Origin of the sequence: Endozoicomonas arenosclerae (assembly GCF_001562015.1) — a bacterium.
Lineage (GTDB): Bacteria > Pseudomonadota > Gammaproteobacteria > Pseudomonadales > Endozoicomonadaceae > Endozoicomonas_A > Endozoicomonas_A arenosclerae.
Genome location: NZ_LASA01000085.1, coordinates 23,647 through 38,956 on the forward strand (window position 1 = coordinate 23,647; position 15,310 = coordinate 38,956).

At 47.3% G+C, this 15,310-nt stretch carries 17 protein-coding genes; 13 read left to right on the forward strand and 4 right to left on the reverse strand.

Annotated features, from left to right (window positions below; all coding sequences use genetic code 11):
* Window positions 1-182: 182 nt before the first annotated feature.
* The 5 genes from WG89_RS12830 (at window position 183) to WG89_RS12845 (ending at window position 5,295) form a co-directional block, all read left to right on the forward strand.
* On the forward strand, window positions 183-1,157 hold the full coding sequence (locus WG89_RS12830; protein ID WP_172806806.1) for a DUF2066 domain-containing protein: 975 nt from the start codon (window positions 183-185) through the stop codon (window positions 1,155-1,157).
* A 93-nt stretch (window positions 1,158-1,250) separates the two neighbouring features.
* The gene (locus tag WG89_RS12835; RefSeq protein ID WP_062266666.1) at window positions 1,251-2,318 is read left to right on the forward strand and encodes an AI-2E family transporter; all 1,068 of its coding nucleotides are present in this window, start codon (window positions 1,251-1,253) and stop codon (window positions 2,316-2,318) included.
* A 66-nt stretch (window positions 2,319-2,384) separates the two neighbouring features.
* Window positions 2,385-2,525 (forward strand): hypothetical protein, encoded by a 141-nt coding sequence (locus WG89_RS31170; RefSeq protein ID WP_172806807.1) that lies wholly within the window; start codon window positions 2,385-2,387, stop codon window positions 2,523-2,525.
* Window positions 2,525-3,241 (forward strand): DnaA regulatory inactivator Hda, encoded by a 717-nt coding sequence (gene hda, locus WG89_RS12840; RefSeq protein ID WP_414630393.1) that lies wholly within the window; start codon window positions 2,525-2,527, stop codon window positions 3,239-3,241. The genes WG89_RS31170 and hda overlap by 1 nt, the downstream gene beginning before the upstream one ends.
* A 14-nt stretch (window positions 3,242-3,255) precedes the next feature.
* Window positions 3,256-5,295: a DUF748 domain-containing protein gene (locus WG89_RS12845; RefSeq protein WP_062266669.1), complete on the forward strand. Its 2,040-nt coding sequence runs from the start codon at window positions 3,256-3,258 to the stop codon at window positions 5,293-5,295.
* 71 nt (window positions 5,296-5,366) lie between these two features.
* Here the strand turns inward: WG89_RS12845 and WG89_RS12850 are convergent, their stop codons facing one another.
* Both WG89_RS12850 and arsC read right to left on the reverse strand, forming a co-directional pair.
* Window positions 5,367-5,741 (reverse strand): DUF2069 domain-containing protein, encoded by a 375-nt coding sequence (locus WG89_RS12850; protein WP_062266672.1) that lies wholly within the window; start codon window positions 5,739-5,741, stop codon window positions 5,367-5,369.
* A 2-nt stretch (window positions 5,742-5,743) separates the two neighbouring features.
* Window positions 5,744-6,088: an arsenate reductase (glutaredoxin) gene (gene arsC / locus WG89_RS12855; protein ID WP_062266675.1), complete on the reverse strand. Its 345-nt coding sequence runs from the start codon at window positions 6,086-6,088 to the stop codon at window positions 5,744-5,746.
* Between the two features lie 384 nt (window positions 6,089-6,472).
* Here arsC and WG89_RS12860 point away from each other — a divergent pair, with 384 nt between their 5' ends.
* The 4 genes from WG89_RS12860 (at window position 6,473) to WG89_RS12875 (ending at window position 11,331) form a co-directional block, all read left to right on the forward strand.
* On the forward strand, window positions 6,473-7,048 hold the full coding sequence (locus WG89_RS12860; RefSeq protein WP_062266677.1) for a DUF4136 domain-containing protein: 576 nt from the start codon (window positions 6,473-6,475) through the stop codon (window positions 7,046-7,048).
* A gap of 128 nt (window positions 7,049-7,176) precedes the next feature.
* Window positions 7,177-8,433, forward strand: a complete 1,257-nt coding sequence (locus WG89_RS12865; RefSeq protein WP_062266679.1) for a YihY family inner membrane protein — start codon at window positions 7,177-7,179, stop codon at window positions 8,431-8,433.
* Window positions 8,434-8,735: 302 nt separating this feature from the next.
* Window positions 8,736-10,046, forward strand: coding sequence for a PTS sugar transporter subunit IIC (locus WG89_RS12870; protein ID WP_062266702.1), 1,311 nt, complete (start codon window positions 8,736-8,738; stop codon window positions 10,044-10,046).
* A 223-nt stretch (window positions 10,047-10,269) separates the two neighbouring features.
* On the forward strand, window positions 10,270-11,331 hold the full coding sequence (locus WG89_RS12875) for a saccharopine dehydrogenase family protein (RefSeq protein ID WP_153301576.1): 1,062 nt from the start codon (window positions 10,270-10,272) through the stop codon (window positions 11,329-11,331).
* Between the two features lie 25 nt (window positions 11,332-11,356).
* Here the strand turns inward: WG89_RS12875 and WG89_RS12880 are convergent, their stop codons facing one another.
* Window positions 11,357-11,851, reverse strand: a complete 495-nt coding sequence (locus WG89_RS12880) for a DUF2141 domain-containing protein (RefSeq protein ID WP_062266684.1) — start codon at window positions 11,849-11,851, stop codon at window positions 11,357-11,359.
* Window positions 11,852-11,884: 33 nt separating this feature from the next.
* Window positions 11,885-12,808, reverse strand: coding sequence for a sterol desaturase family protein (locus tag WG89_RS12885; protein WP_062266687.1), 924 nt, complete (start codon window positions 12,806-12,808; stop codon window positions 11,885-11,887).
* Window positions 12,809-13,035: 227 nt separating this feature from the next.
* Between WG89_RS12885 and WG89_RS12890 the strand changes: the two genes are divergently transcribed.
* From WG89_RS12890 to WG89_RS32915, 4 genes are all read left to right on the forward strand, one after another.
* Window positions 13,036-13,509 (forward strand): TlpA family protein disulfide reductase, encoded by a 474-nt coding sequence (locus WG89_RS12890; protein ID WP_172806808.1) that lies wholly within the window; start codon window positions 13,036-13,038, stop codon window positions 13,507-13,509.
* Entirely contained in the window at window positions 13,502-13,774 is a 273-nt protein-coding gene (locus tag WG89_RS12895) for an acylphosphatase (protein WP_216638482.1), read from the forward strand. The genes WG89_RS12890 and WG89_RS12895 overlap by 8 nt, the downstream gene beginning before the upstream one ends.
* Before the next feature lie 267 nt (window positions 13,775-14,041).
* Window positions 14,042-14,941, forward strand: a complete 900-nt coding sequence (locus tag WG89_RS12900; RefSeq protein WP_062266696.1) for a class I SAM-dependent methyltransferase — start codon at window positions 14,042-14,044, stop codon at window positions 14,939-14,941.
* Between the two features lie 194 nt (window positions 14,942-15,135).
* Window positions 15,136-15,310 (forward strand): helix-turn-helix domain-containing protein (locus WG89_RS32915; protein ID WP_153301578.1); only part of this gene is annotated, 175 nt, incomplete at its 3' end.

Genomic DNA, 15,310 nt, shown 5'->3' on the forward strand with positions numbered 1-15,310 from the left:
CTATTGACCTTGATCCAAGGGGGATTTCAGCCTATAGATCGGACTGTTCATGGTGAGAGTGCCTGTTTTTGATTCCGGACATTATGTATAAAACGTGCAAGCTGGAACGATTGTTCCCTTTGTCGAGGCTGCTTTTCACATTGATGCTGGCCTTGGTTTCCTTTCAGCTCTCAGCAGCACAGATGCCTGAACTCTACCGTGTTGGTGTGCCGGTCAGTAATCAGGGAACTGAGGAAAGAGGGAAGGCCATGAGCCGTGCGCTGTCCGAGGTATTAGTTAAAGTTACCGGCCAGCGCAGCACCCTGAATAACTCAGGCATTAAAACCTCACTTAAAAAAGCTGCCGGGCTGGTTCAGAGTTTCAGTTATGAGCGCCGTGATTCAGAAAGTGGTCAGCAGCTACTGCTTCAGGTGCGTTTTGATGAGGCAGCGGTGAATCGACTGCTTAGAGAGAATGGTCTGGGTATTTGGGATTCCAACAGGCCTGATACTATTGTCTGGTTGGCGATTGAAAAGCAGGGCCGTCGACAGATTCTTAGAGAGCTGACTGAATCGCCTTTGGTCAGCGATCTTAAGCGTGTCATGGTTTCCCGTTCTCTACCCCTGACCTTCCCGTTGATGGATTTTGAAGACAGCACCAACATTTCCGAGGTGGATGTCTGGGGGTTGTTCTCGGACAAGCTTGGGCAGGCTTCTGCCCGTTATGGGTCTGAAGCGGTGCTGGCAGGGCGTTTGAGTGAAGATCGTGGTCGTTATAATGGCCGCATTGTACTTTTATTCAGAAATCAGCGCTTTGATGCAACGGTTACTGATCTTTCCGCAGAAGGTTTGGCGTTAGCCGTAGCGGATCTGGTAGGTAACACGCTTTCCAGACACTATGCTGTTCGCTCAGGTGGCAGCAGTGTTAACCCGGTTCTTGAAGTGGATGGCGTGGCCAGTACCCGTGATTATGCTGGTGTGGTCAACTATCTGAAGGGGCTGACGGCGGTCAGGGATGTTACGGTAGTCAAAGTCAGCGGTAACAAGATTAAGCTTGAGCTGGCAATCGATGGTACGCTGAATCAATTATCCGATGCTATTGCCCTGGGGCGTAATCTGCGAGCTACGGGTGAAGATGAGTTGAGCCAGACTTTGAAATATCGTTGGCTGGGTCATTAAGTATCTGGCCAGGTTTTAAGCTCAGCTAATAGAAAGCTCTTTCATTGTACATAAAGAAAGAGCTTTCAAGGTAAGTTAAAAACAAGGAATAAAATGACCAGACAGCAACAGTGGATGCTGGCAGGCATCGTGTTTGCGGGTGTCGTGCTGATAAATTTTGTCGGGGCCGTCATGACGCCCTTTGCCATCAGTGCGGTACTGGCCTATCTGGGTGATCCGCTGGTGGATCGGCTGGAAAAGCAGAAACTCTCAAGAACATTGTCGGTGACGCTGGTCTTTCTGGTGATATTCACTTTCCTGTTTGTGCTGTTATTGATTTTGGTTCCGGCGTTGTTTCAGCAGGTCAAAACCCTGATGCAGCTGCTGCCTGTCTGGGAAGAGTGGATTCGCATCAATGCTATTCCAAAGCTGGTGGAATACACGGATCTGGATCCCGAGTGGTTTGATGTCAGCCAGCTGGTGAAGACGATGGCTGGGGAATGGCAGAAGACGGGAGGTCTTCTGGCAGAGCTGGGGCGCTCTGTGACAACTTCCGGCCTGGCTATCATTGGCTTTCTGGTCAATCTGTTCCTGGTTCCGGTGGTCACTTTCTATTTGTTGCGTGACTGGGATCATATGATGGAACACATCCGTCTGATGCTGCCGGTCAATCTGGAGCCCATAGTGGTCGAGCTGGCCAGTGAGTGTGATGAAGTTCTGGGCGCTTTCCTTAAAGGTCAGCTCATGGTCATGCTGGCTCTGGGATTGATCTATGGTCTGGGGCTCTGGGCGATAGGCTTGCAGTTTGCCCTGCTGATAGGCCTGCTGGCAGGTCTGGTCAGTATTATTCCTTACATGGGCTTTGTGGTGGGTTTTGCTACCGCCATTATTGTTGCTCTTTTTCAATTTGACAGTTATCTGCCGTTGCTTATGGTGGCGGGAGTCTTTGCTGTGGGGCAGGCGCTCGAGGGGTGGGTATTGACCCCTTATTTGGTGGGTGATCGTATTGGTCTCCATCCGGTGGCTGTAATCTTTGCCTTGATGGCAGGTGGTCAGATTCTTGGTTTCGTCGGGATGCTAATTGCACTGCCATTAGCGGCCATTATTATGGTACTCTTGCGTCATCTGCATCGAAATTATAAGGCGAGCCACTTATACCATGCTGGTGAGCCGGGGGAGTAAGGTGATCTATGCCCGCAGCGAACAGAAAATCATTTTGCCATGCCATTGATAAAAGGGTGTAGCGAGATGTGTTCCCTGTGTCTGTCACCTGCAGAGTTTATTAACCCAAGTGAGCTTGCTGTTTTTGATAAAAATGCCAAAGCCACGGGTTCTGAATCTATTTCCATGGTTAAGGTTGGGCGGCGTTTGCCGCTCAAGGCTGTTTGATGTCGTATATGAGCCAGCCTGTGCAATTACCGCTCAGTGTCCAGATTAGGGACGATGCTACCTTTGAAAATTTTTTCAGCGGGGATAATGCTGCGCTGGTGAATATGCTGGATATGGATCAACAGATCAGTGGTGTTGATTCAGAGCAGTTTATTTATCTTTATGGCGCTCCCGGTGTTGGTTGCAGTCATCTTCTTCAGGCTGCCTGTCATCAGGTAGACAGCAGAAAGGGACGCAGTATATACCTGCCCATGAAAGAGCTGGTGCATTACCCTTCCAAACTCCTTGAAGGCATGGAGCGATTGCAGCTGGTCTGTATTGATGATGTTGATGCCGTCGCGGGGATTCCTGAGTGGGAAGAAGGTCTTTTTGATCTCTTTAACCGGTTGCGGGATTCACAAACGCGTTTGCTGGTCGCAGCAGACTGCCCACCCAAACGACTCTCAATCACTTTGCCGGATCTGGTCTCAAGATTAAGTTGGGGGCTGGTCTTTCAGGTGCAGCCACTCAGTGACAAGGACAAGGTGTCTGCATTGCAGCTACGGGCTCATTTGCGTGGGCTTGATATGAATGAAGATGTCGCCCGGTATATTATATATCGCAGTAATCGGGATATGGGGCATCTGTTCAAGATGCTGCAGAAGCTGGACAGTGCTTCTCTGAGAGCAAAAAGGAAGTTGACCATACCCTTCGTTAAACAGGTCATGAACTGGTAATCAAGAGAAGTAGTATGCAAACCCAGCAGTCGGCCATCCGGTTTGTGCTCTTTGTTGTAATTGTTCTGGTAATCCTGCTGTCGCTGATTTCAGTGGTATTACTGGTACCTGGCAGGTATACCGACCAGCTGCTTCAACAAATAGAAAACCAGACAGGAGTGGAAGTGCTTCCCGTTGCCAAAGAATATTCTTTTGCAACGGGAGAGTTTCTGCTCACCAACCCAGAGCTTCGAATCTCTCCTGGAATCACGCTCAAGTCAGAATCAATCGGTCTGAATGTCGCATGGACTTCCCTGTGGAAGGACAAAATCGAGTTGAACCGGATTGATTTCAGAAAGCCTCGTATCTTCATTGATCTGGCCATTATTGGTCAGAAGCCACCTATGCCCAATCTGTATCAGTTTCTAAGAGAAACCGGTCGTTTTGTTTTTGAAGAAGGTTCGATGAAGGTGGTGAATACGGAGCAGGCAGGCTCCAGCAGTGTTGTGAACATTGATTTCAACAAAATGGAACTGGCAACCCAGCGACTGGATCAGATTGATGTTGAAATGGTCAATGAATCAGAGAGCATCAACTGGACTCTGGGTGGCGTCATTGATCTGAATGAGTTATCTCTGTCAGGCCAGCTGTCCATTGATAAAATGCCCTTGTCTGAGGTTACCAAGCAGGGCTTTATCCATTGCTCGGAATGTTCACTGGGCGGTACATTATCTTCGGACCTATCGGTTGAGTGGTCTACTGAAACCGGTATGGAGCTAACGGGGACAGCAAAAGTCATGGAAGGCCTTTATCAGAATGAGAGCTCCGGTCTTGATATTCGCTGGAATGAATTATTGGCAGATGGTTTTCAATTTAAAAACCGTGAAGGCTCTGTTGAAGACTTGTCCTTCAGAGACGGGCAACTGATTGTTGATGGTCGCTTGCTGGAGCAAGTGGCCAAAACGGTTGACTCGCCACTGCCTGTTGCTGTCAAGAATATTGAGTTTAACGGAACAATACAGTCTGCTCGTTCAAAAGACAGGGCGCTTTTCTCAGAGAGTCGAGTTGAGCTAGAAGTGTTGAATCCGGGGCAATTTGCCTACCAGTTGAATGGCCAGTGGCAGGAGCGTGTGCCGGTATTTATGGAAGGGCAGATGGACTTGAAGAATCCGGTCTCTTCGACTCTGAATATGTCCGCCAGAGATGTCGATTTATCTATGCTTCCCGCTTCTGCACGATCGATTGCCGGTTATGACCTGGCGGGCAGCAGGGTGAATCTGAACCTTGCTTCTTCTGCAGGGGGGGGCGCGAAAGGGAAGGTTGTTTTTTCCCGACTGAAGGCCAAACCCATCAAGCCAGAGTTGAATATTAACCAGGTTAAAGCGTTAATGACGAATGTTAAGGGTTCTTTCTCCATTAATGTCTCGGCTCGAGGTGGGCAGTCACCACTGACAGCTGCAAAAGAGGCGACTCTGGTAACTTGGAAAAATGTCCTTGATCAGCCCATGAGTTATCTCTCGCAACGGGCCGGTTTAAGTGAATCATTGTCCAATAATATGAAATTGCCTGCTGGTAAAGCGATTCTGAGTAAAGATGATCAGATCCAGTTGAAAGGCTGGAGTCGTGTTCTGCAAATAAGGCCTGAACTAAACCTTTCTATAGAGGCTGTGGCAACTCGGGATAAAGATTGGCCGACGATGTCAAAAGCAGAACTTGAGGCTGATCTTGTTGAGCTCTATTCGGCCATCAGCCGTAGTAAACCGGGTGAGATTAAGGAAATTCCTGCTGATATTCGTGGGCAGTTGATCGAGCAAATGTACTTGCGGGCGCACAATCGCAAGCTTCCTGAAATAGGCAGTGACAGTCAGGACAAAAGGGTGAAGGAAGCGGAGCAGTGGTTGTTACGAAACTGGCCTGCCAATCAGGAAAAAATGAGCAAGCTGGCTGCTGATCGTCTGATGGCCGTGGAAGAATATTTAAAAAGAGAAGGCGTAAAAAATAAACGCATTCTAAGTGCTTCTCCAGCCGTTGTTGAGAAGGCTGAGTCAGCTGTTGAAATCAAGTTGGCCTACTGATGATATTCAGTTGATCCCGATAAAAAAAGCTCCTGTAAATGCAGGAGCTTTTTTTTGGGGTAAGTGGCAGACTATTGCGAGTACTTGTTGTTATTCAGTTGCCCCTGCCAGCGGGTGAACATCATTGCAGACAGAAACAGCAGACTGCTGAATACGGTAATCAGCCAGCCGTGGATGGAGTCCTTAATAAACCAGGCATCCAGAACGCCACTGATAAAGTAAAAGCAGAGAATGAAGCATAACCAGGCTGATGCTCTGGGTTGCCGTTTAATCAAGCCATAGACAGGTAGCAGCAAAGGAATAAGAGTGAAAGAAGCGATCATCCATACCGAGCTTTGAGGTGGATGGAGCCAAAGTACTTTCGCTGCCTGTGATGCCAGCAGGCAAAAATAGAGTATCAGGCTCAATCGATAGGTGATATTCGCTTTTTGAGTCAAGTCCTGCACGGTTAGAGAATCTCCAGAACAGATTCCGGTGGACGACCAACCCGGGCCTGACTGTTACTGACGACAATCGGTCTTTCAATCATTTTTGGGTAGGTCACCATCGTTTCAATTTGCTGCTGCTCGGACAGGTCCTGACCTTTAATATGATCTTTATACTCCTGCTCACCCTTGCGCATGAGTTCTTCAGGTTTTTTACCCAGTTGCTTCAGTATTTCGGTCAGTTCTTCTTGGGCGGGTGGGGTTTCCAGATAGAGGATGATTTCCGGTTGAATGCCTTTTTCTTCAATCAGGGCCAGTGTCTGCCTGGACTTTGAGCAGCGGGGGTTGTGGTAAATCTTAACGCTCATGATTCTGTTCTCGCTATTATTCCGTGAAAAATGATTTCAAATTCTCTGGGCTGTATTTTTCAGTAGCCTGTTGTTGTCATCTATGACGATTTCAGTGTCGGGAAGGTTATCGTTGAATGGATTCAGGTGCAATTGATATGGGGGATCAGTCTGGATTGACTTAAGGACAGGCAAATTTTCTGTAAATGCAATCACTTTCGTACTAATCGACCATATAATCCTCTACAGATGCTACCAGAAGGTCTAAGCTTGTTCGGTTCCGATGACGAATCAGTTTGTCGCACAGGCGTTACCGATCATAACTGAGTATGAGGTTATGCTCATGACTCGCTGGTTTGCAATGGTTCTTACAACAAACTTCCTACCTAACAGGCAGGTATGATCATGTACAAGCTTAAACAGTTGCTGATTGTGATGATTGCAGTTGTTGCAGCTGGCTGTTCCAGCCAGAGGCTCGACTGGGACTACAACAATACCCCTGCTGCCACTCAATCCATGAAGGAGTGGAAGACCTACGCATGGCTCAACAAGCCCGGTGAGAATAACAAGATTGAGGGCTACCACATTGATGGTTTGATGGATATGAGGATACGGACAGCCATTAACGCTGATCTTCAGGCCAGGGGATATCGTGAAGTATCAGCAGGAGATAACCCTGACTTCCTGGTGAATTATCTGACGACAACCCGTACCCGAAGAGAGCTCGATCAGATTACCACTTCCATGGGCTATGGTTGGGGAGCCTGGGGCATGGGCGCTACTACGGAAACCCGGGTTCGCGACTACCAGGAAGGCTCCTTGATCATTGATTTTATTGGTCCTAAAAACCATGAATTGGAGTGGCGTGGTCGTTCAACATCCCGAGTCATTCGCAGCGCATCACCTGAAGACAGAACAGAAAAAGTGAATGCTGCTGTCAAAGGCATACTGGATGGCTTTCCACCCGGGCATAAGAACTGATACCCTTTCCTGAAAGGTTCGAGCCTGGCAGGTCTTTTATCTTGAAGTCGTTTCGTTTCCAAAGGGAGATGGAGTGATATTCTTCGTACAAGACTGCAGTCAGGCTCATAGAATTTCAGGGATTAGTTATGTCGGGTTCTCGTCTGTCCAGTACTTCGCAGGTTCAGCTGGCTCAATGGTGCCGGACTTTCCTGCTATCCGTCTCTGATACCTTCTTCAAACATCGTTGTCTCGATAATGCAGCCGCTCTGACTTACACCACACTGTTTGCGGTGGTGCCCATGATGACGGTTACCTACAGCATGCTTTCCGCCATACCTTCTTTTCAAGGGGTAGGGGAGAACGTCCAGAGCTTTATTTTCAGCCATTTTGTGCCAACAGCTGGAGAGCAGGTTCAGTCTTATCTATCCAGTTTTTCCCAGCAGGCCCGAAAGCTAACCGGTGTGGGTGTGGCTTTTCTGGTAGTCACAGCATTCATGATGCTAAGAACCATCGACAGGGCTATTAACCAGATCTGGCAGGTAGACAGAGTACGTCGTGGTGTTACCGGCTTTCTGCTTTACTGGGCGATTCTCAGTATGGGGCCTTTTCTGATTGGAGTGGGCTTTGTGTTGACGTCTTATCTGGCGTCATTGAAATTGATTGCGGACACAACAGCCTATCTCGGAGTCGATCAGTGGCTACTGAGATTAACACCCATGCTGTTAAGCAGTATTGTTTTTACCTTGTTGTATCTTGCAGTGCCTAACCGACGAGTGCCTTTTCGTCATGCGCTTTCTGGTGCTTTGGTTGTAGCTTTTTTGCTTGAGATGGCCAAAGCCGGTTTTGCACTCTTTATTACACTTTCTCCGTCGTATCATTTGATCTACGGTGCCTTTGCTGCTGTGCCGCTGTTTCTGCTCTGGATTTACCTCAGCTGGATACTTGTGCTGTTTGGTGCAGTACTGGTCAGAAGTTTTGCCTTATCCAATCAAAGCAGGAATGAGAGCTTACCACCGCTGCTTGGAGTGCTTGTGGTGTTAAATGGCTTTAATGAACAATTCCAACAGGGGTTAAGCCTTAAACTGAAGCAATTGCATCAGTGTGGCTGGAATCTTTCACTGGAAGACTGGGAGCTCTACACCAGTTATCTGTTAGAGCAGGGGCTGGTCAGCAAAAATGATCTGGGAGAGATGATTCTGGCCAGGGATCTCCGATATCTTGAACTGAGTGCACTGTGTCAGCAGCTGCCCTGGTCTTATCCTTCTGATCAGGCGCTGGATGAAATAGAAACCAACAAAAGACCAGAATGGTTTGCCCAGTTAATTGCTCGATTGCGCCAGCTGAATGAAAAACAGCGGGCTGCACTGGATTGCAATCTGGATCGTCTCTTTACCCAACCTTGAAAATCATGACCTCAGTCAAAAGATGATTTAATAAATGTAACCGGTTACTGAAACCGGTTACATTTGATCTTCAGCATTGGTATTCTTCCGCGGCATGTTAATAAAGGTCGGTCATTGTGAGCCCGTGTTGTGATAGCAGCGTTCTTTATCTGTTGTTCATAACTAACGGATGAGGCTTTCTGTTCTATTCCTTCATGCAGGTGACGGAAATCACTCATCTGATTTTCCGGCTGAATGAGCGAATATGCTCAACTCACAATGGCACTCAGAATTCAGAAGTAAAATATCCGCACGGTGGTGTTATGCAGAACTTAGCAAACAGGATGGAGCAGGCATTAATGCCTCTGGCCGGCAAGCTGGCCAATCTCAAGTATCTGATTGCTTTACGTGACGGTATGGTTTACGCCATGCCATTCTTCATTGTGGGTTCTATCCTGCTGTTACTGCTTAATCTGCCTCTGACCGACCCCGCTAATTTTATGTTCTCCCAGTGGTATACAGACCTGATGGCAGAATATAAAGGCGATTGGCTGCAGCCTTTCTATGCAACACTGGGTATGTCTTGCCTGTTTATCTCTTTCGGCATCGGCTCCAGTTTAGGTAAGCAGTATGGCTTGCCTGAAATCACCAGCGGCTTCCTGTCACTGTTTGCCTTTTTGCTTGTTGCCGCTCCAGTTACCGGATGGCCGCCAGCGATCAATGCCAGCTACCTGGACAGCAAGGGTATGTTCACCGCTATCCTGGTGTCTTACCTGGCCATTGAAATTTTCCGTTTCATGCACACCCGCAAGCTGACCATTAAGCTGCCTGAACAGGTGCCGCCAGCCATTGCCCGTTCTTTTGAGTCCCTGACGCCTGTTATTGCCATCATTCTGGTGTTGCAGCCTCTGAACATTTTTGTCGCCTCTCTGGGTGAAGGCGGAATGCTGATTCCAGAACTGATGATGAAGCTGTTCGTACCTCTGGTTGGTGCTGCAGATACTTTGCCCGGTCTGCTGCTGATCGTTCTGCTGGTTCATGTTCTGTGGTTCTGTGGTCTCCACGGTACCAATATTGTTGTGGGTGTGATTACAGCAATCATGCTGACGAATCTCCAGGCTAACCAGGCTGCTCTGGAAGCGGGTCAAGCTCTGCCAGCCATCTTTGCGGGTGGTTTCCTTGATAGCTTTGTATACCTGGGTGGTGCGGGTGCAACTCTGGGTCTGGCTATTGCCATGTCCATCAGTAAGAGTGCACACCTGCGTTCTATTGGTCGTCTATCTGTTGTTCCTGGTCTGTTCAATATCAATGAGCCAGTTATCTTCGGTGCGCCGGTTATCATGAACCCGATTCTGGGTATTCCGTTCATCTGTATCCCGCTGATTAACGTAACAGTGGCTTACATGGCGACTTCCATGGATCTCGTAGGACGTGTTGTAGCTCTGGTACCTTGGACCACGCCGGGTCCTCTGGCTGCCTTCCTAAGCACAAACTTCAGTTTCAGTGCTCTGATCCTGAGTCTGCTACTGGTCGCTTTCTCTACCGTTGCTTATCTGCCATTCCTGAAGGTTTACAGCCGCTCTCTGGAAGAGCAGGAATCCGAGCAGGTTGAAGGAAAGGCTGCCACTGCCTGATAGTTTCAGCCTCTGCTCCACTGAAAAAAAACCGGCTTTTAACAGGCCGGTTTTTTTGTCGCTCAAATAATCTGTATGTGACTGATGCCTGATTTTTACCGTGGGAAATGAATAAATTTGCTTGAATACTGGAATAACTGCGTTGAGCAAGTAAGATATTTGACTTAATTGAAAGGCGAAAACTCTATCTGTCACAACAATAAGAATAAGATCAGGGGTTACTGTGTCAAAACATCACTGGATGATCTATGGGGCCAATGGTTTTACCGGTGAGCTGATTGCTCGTCAGGCCAAGGCATTGGGGATGAATCCGATTCTGGGCGGTAGAACACCCAATAAAGTGGAACCTTTGGCAGAAAGTCTGGGGCTACCTTCAAGATGTTTTTCCCTTGATGATGCAGAGGCGGCTGAAAGCGCTCTTTCAGATATTGTTGTGGTGCTTCATTGTGCGGGTCCTTTCTCGGCTACGTCCAAACCTATGGTGGATGCCTGTCTTAAGACGTCTACTCATTATCTTGATATTACCGGTGAGATTCCTGTACTGCAGAGTATTCATGATCGCGACAGGGAGGCTAAAGCAGCGGGATGTATGTTAATGCCCGGCGTTGGTTTTGATATTGTGCCTACTGATTGTCTTGCAGCTTCTCTGGCTCAACAAATGCCTGAGGCTGACAATCTGGAGCTTGCCTTTTGCGGTGAAGGGGGAACCAGTCCCGGCACAGTAAAAACCATGATCGAAATGCTGGCAGACGGTGGTCGTATACGAAAGGACGGAGAGATTAAAGAAGTCCCGGCAGCTTATAAGCGAAAGATGATCCGGTTTTCTGACCGTGAACTTTGGTCAATGACGGTTCCCTGGGGGGATGTGTGTACAGCCTGGTACTCAACCGGGATTGATAATATTGAAGTCTATACCGCGACACCAAAACCCGCAGCTTTCATCAGTCGGATTCTCAGTCCTGTGATGAAAGTATTGAATTATCAACCTCTGCAGCAATGGCTGAAGAAAAAAGCCGGTTCTATTGAAGGTCCGAATCAGGAAGTAAGGGAGCAAGGCGGAATGCGAGTTTGGGGTAAAGTCAGTAACCAGCAGGGAGAAGCTGTTGAGGCCTGGCTGGATGTGGCTGAAGGTTATCGATTTACTGTGAATGCCTCGCTGGCCATTGTGGAAAAAATCCTGGCGGGTAATGTCATTGCTGGAGCTCAAACGCCTTCCATGGCTTATGGCGCTTCGTTAGTGGAAGAGTTACCGGATTCGAGGCTGGAATTGATAAAGGAGTTGTGAGGACAACTCCTTGATCGATAGAATCTTACTGGTAATAAATCATTTTAATTTTTTCTACACTGCTGCTGTCGGCCAGTTTGAATTTCGCATCTTCAAAACTGGGTAAGTCATTCCGTCCTGCATTTTGAGAGTAAGCATACCCTTCTGTTGGAATCATGCCTTTTGAATCCAGGTCCATATTTTTGTTTTCATCATGGAAAACAAATACTGCATAGTCTCCTTCCGGGAGGTTGAATGACTGCTCAACACCTATGGCTTCAGGTTTGACTTCGAACTGAAGGGCAGCCTGTTCATAATCAGCGCTTTCAAAAATGTCTTTATCATCAAAAATAGCGCCATAGATAATGCCCTTATCGTTTCTGATATTGGTGATGATCAGTTTGAGTTGTCCATCTCCCTCAAGAGCTGGTGCTGCATCAGCAGTATGCTCTGGGCTGCTATTGGGCATTGAATACATAAAGCCTATTCCAGCCAACCCGGCTAAAGCGACAAAGCCCAGGGCCATTAAAAACATGCGCATTTTGATAAGTCCTTTAAATATGAAGTAGTTTGATTATGCAGCTTCTTCGATAGGTTTCTCAACCTTTTGGGCTTTGGGTTGTTGTTCTTCCAGAGGCTTCTGAAAGCGATAATAACGCCAGGTAGGGCTACGAAAGATGATCCCGTAAACATCGGAAAAGTTCTTGGCCTGAGTCAGGTCTTTTGCCATTCGATAGTAACCGTGAAAGAACACTGCAACCGGATTTGAGGTGTTCACAGGAATCGTCAAGCCGTAGTTCGGGCGAGTATCTTCCTCCTTGAAAGAACCAAACATCTTATCCCAGATAATAAGAACGCTACCGTAGTTTTTATCCAGATATTTCCAGTCAGATCCGTGGTGAACCCGGTGGTGTGAAGGGGTGTTGAAGACTTTCTCCAGTGGACCCAGTTTGGGGCAACGTTCTGTATGCAAAAGTGTTTGGTAGAACTGATGAAGGTTCTCGCAAACCAGTACGATGGCAGGGTGAAAACCCAACAGAACCAATGGAAGGTGGAAAGCTGCTGACACCAGTCCGTCCAGGGGGCCAAAGCGATAAGCTACAGCAATGTTCATATAGGGTGAGCTGTGGTGAACAGAGTGAGTAGCCCAAAGGAAATTAACTCTGTGAGCAGCTCTGTGATGCCAATAGTAGGCAAAGTCGGCCAACAGGAAGCAGACAGCAAATGACAGTAAGCTGGGCTCAAACTGAAACAGTGCATACTCGGAGGCAGCATAAAAGGCTGTCAGAATCAGGCCGAAATAGAGAACGCCGGCACCAAAGTAAGCAAAATACGAGACGACACTGGACAGAATGTCTGTTAGTTCGCGGGTTTCAAAACAGCGCTTGGCCAGTTTCCATGCCAGCTCGTAGGTCAGCAGAATTGCCGATGCTATCAGGATGAAAATACTGACAAGGTATTCAGAGTACTCTGCCCATTCGATTACTGAAAACTCCATGCAATCACCTCTTTTCCTCATCTAAAAGATGGTTTGAAATCTTTATTGAGACAAAAATGTATCAAAATAGTTTTGGGTGTTGCAAGTAAATCTATGTGTTTTTAGTTAATGGTTTTTTTATCATTGAACCTCAGATCGTTGAGAACTCTACGGAGGAGTTGTCTCCAGCGACTTTATGGCCCATTACGGCTAGAATCAGAGCAATCTTGAAATTGGATCTGATGGCTATGCGACTTCTTTTTTCCCGACTTTTCACTCTGGTTCTGGTCTCGCTGTTTCTGTCTGCCTGCTCCAAGCCTGATTTGACAGACTCAGAAGGTAAGGGGATTTTCCTCAAAGGTGATAAAGGTCAATGGACGGTTATCAACATCTGGGCACAGTGGTGTGACCCTTGTCGGGAAGAGATTCCTGAACTTAACGAGTTAGCCAATAGCGGAACAATCAGAGTGCTTGGTTTTGATTTCGATAACAGTCAGGGCGAAGATCTGGTTAATAAATCCCAAAAAATGGGTATTAAATTCCCCGTAGTGACCGAAAGTCCGATGGCTCTTTTGGAAACCAAAACCCCTCAGGTATTACCAGCGACAATGATTGTTAATCCTCAGGGAAAGCTGGTAGAAGTATTGTATGGACCTCAGACTCGGGTCAGTCTGGAAAAGAAAGTCCAGGCTCTGAAAAATAAGGTGGATGCAAATGGCTAATCAATGCAGACGCGCACTGGTAGAGGGGAGGGTGCAGGGCGTCTGGTATCGTGGCTCTACTCAACAGGAAGCCAGAAAGCTAGGGGTTACCGGTTGGGCGAAAAACCTGCCAGACGGAAGGGTGGAAGTATTAATGTGTGGTGAAGGCGAGGCTTTGGATAAGCTTGAAGCCTGGCTTCATAAAGGTCCACCGATGGCGCGGGTAACGGATGTCTGTGTTTCAAGTGAGCCTGAACAGGCCTTTTCTGAGTTTACTACTGGTTAACACTTTCTTTGTGATGCTGTACTAGGATTTGTCTCGAAATAACTTCCCGATTTACACTCGGATACCGTTCACCCTGAGCTCGTCGAAGGGGGGGGGTTGTGCTTCGACAGGCACAGCCCGAACGGGTTTTAAGGTTTCTTTTCGCGTACTCTGGATTCAAGGTCATTCTGGCCGAAACAGCCTTGAGTGAGACAATAATTTCCCCATCCTAAGGTGGGGAAGTCGTTGTCCCCTCTAAGGAAATTGAATCCAGAAACAGGGCGCTTCATGGCTAATCCAGATGAATTGAAGAGAATGTATGATCAGGGCAAAAACATCTCGGCCTATTTAAGGGAGACGAATGGACTTGCTCAGAACAATTCTGCAATTATTGAACAAGCCTATGATCTTCAGTCGGGCAGTTATTCCTCTTCAATGAGTCAGACGGTTATGCAGCAGCATAAACAGGAATATACTTCAGAGATTGTTGAGATTTTTCAATCATTATGCAGCCCTGAAACAGTTATGGAAGCCGGTGTGGGTGAAGCTACTACCCTTTCTGGAGTGATAAAGGGGCTTGGTAATCAACCCGATTATTTTGGTTTTGATCTTTGTTGGTCAAGGGTAGCCTTCGCTAGAAAATGGCTGCAGAAAAATAATCAGAGCCAAGTGCACTTGTGTACGGGCGACTTGTTCCAAATTCCGCTTCAAGACAACTCTATTGACGTTGTTTATACCTCTCATTCTATTGAGCCCAATGGTGGCCAGGAAGAGCCTTTACTTAAAGAGCTTTTTCGAGTGGCCCGGTTGTACCTTGTTCTGATAGAGCCGGGGTATGAGCTGGCTTCTGATGAAGCTCGAGAGAGAATGAAGCAGCATGGTTATTGTCAAAATCTGGTAGGTTTTTCTGAGGGGCTGGGCTACGAAGTGCTTGATCATCGTTTGATGAAGGCTACTGCTAATCCTTTGAATCCTTCAGCAGTAACAGTGATCAAAAAGGGTGTGACTGAGCAGAAAAAAAATCAGAGCTGGGTTTGTCCAAAATATAAAACATCACTTCAAGAGAAAGGTAATGTTCTTTTCAGTAAAGATTCTCCACTGGTTTATCCGGTAGTCGGCGGTGTTCCCTGTCTGAGAGAGGAGCATGGTATTTTGGCGGGGAGTTATCAAGAGCTGGTTGGTCACTGATTTTTCTTTGCAGCCGCGAACAAACTTTTGGTTAAAATGAGCCAGTAGTTACACTGGCTCATCGGGTTTCAGGAAAATTGCAGTTCTGCTTCAGGTTTTAATTTCTTATCCAGCTTTCCACTCACGTATTGATTTGGGCCAAAACTTCCCGACAAGAGTTTCTGTATAACTGACACCTCATATTTGAGGTGTACATGAGCAAAGTCGACGGCCGTAAAATTTCCCATGATGTTCGAGAATCTATTCGTTTAGAGGCTATACACCTATGGCTGGAGGGTGCCACTGTCAATCAGCTATCCGAAAAGTATTCTACTCACAGGTCATGCGTTTACGATTGGATTGATCGTTATGAACGAGGTGGCTTGGAAG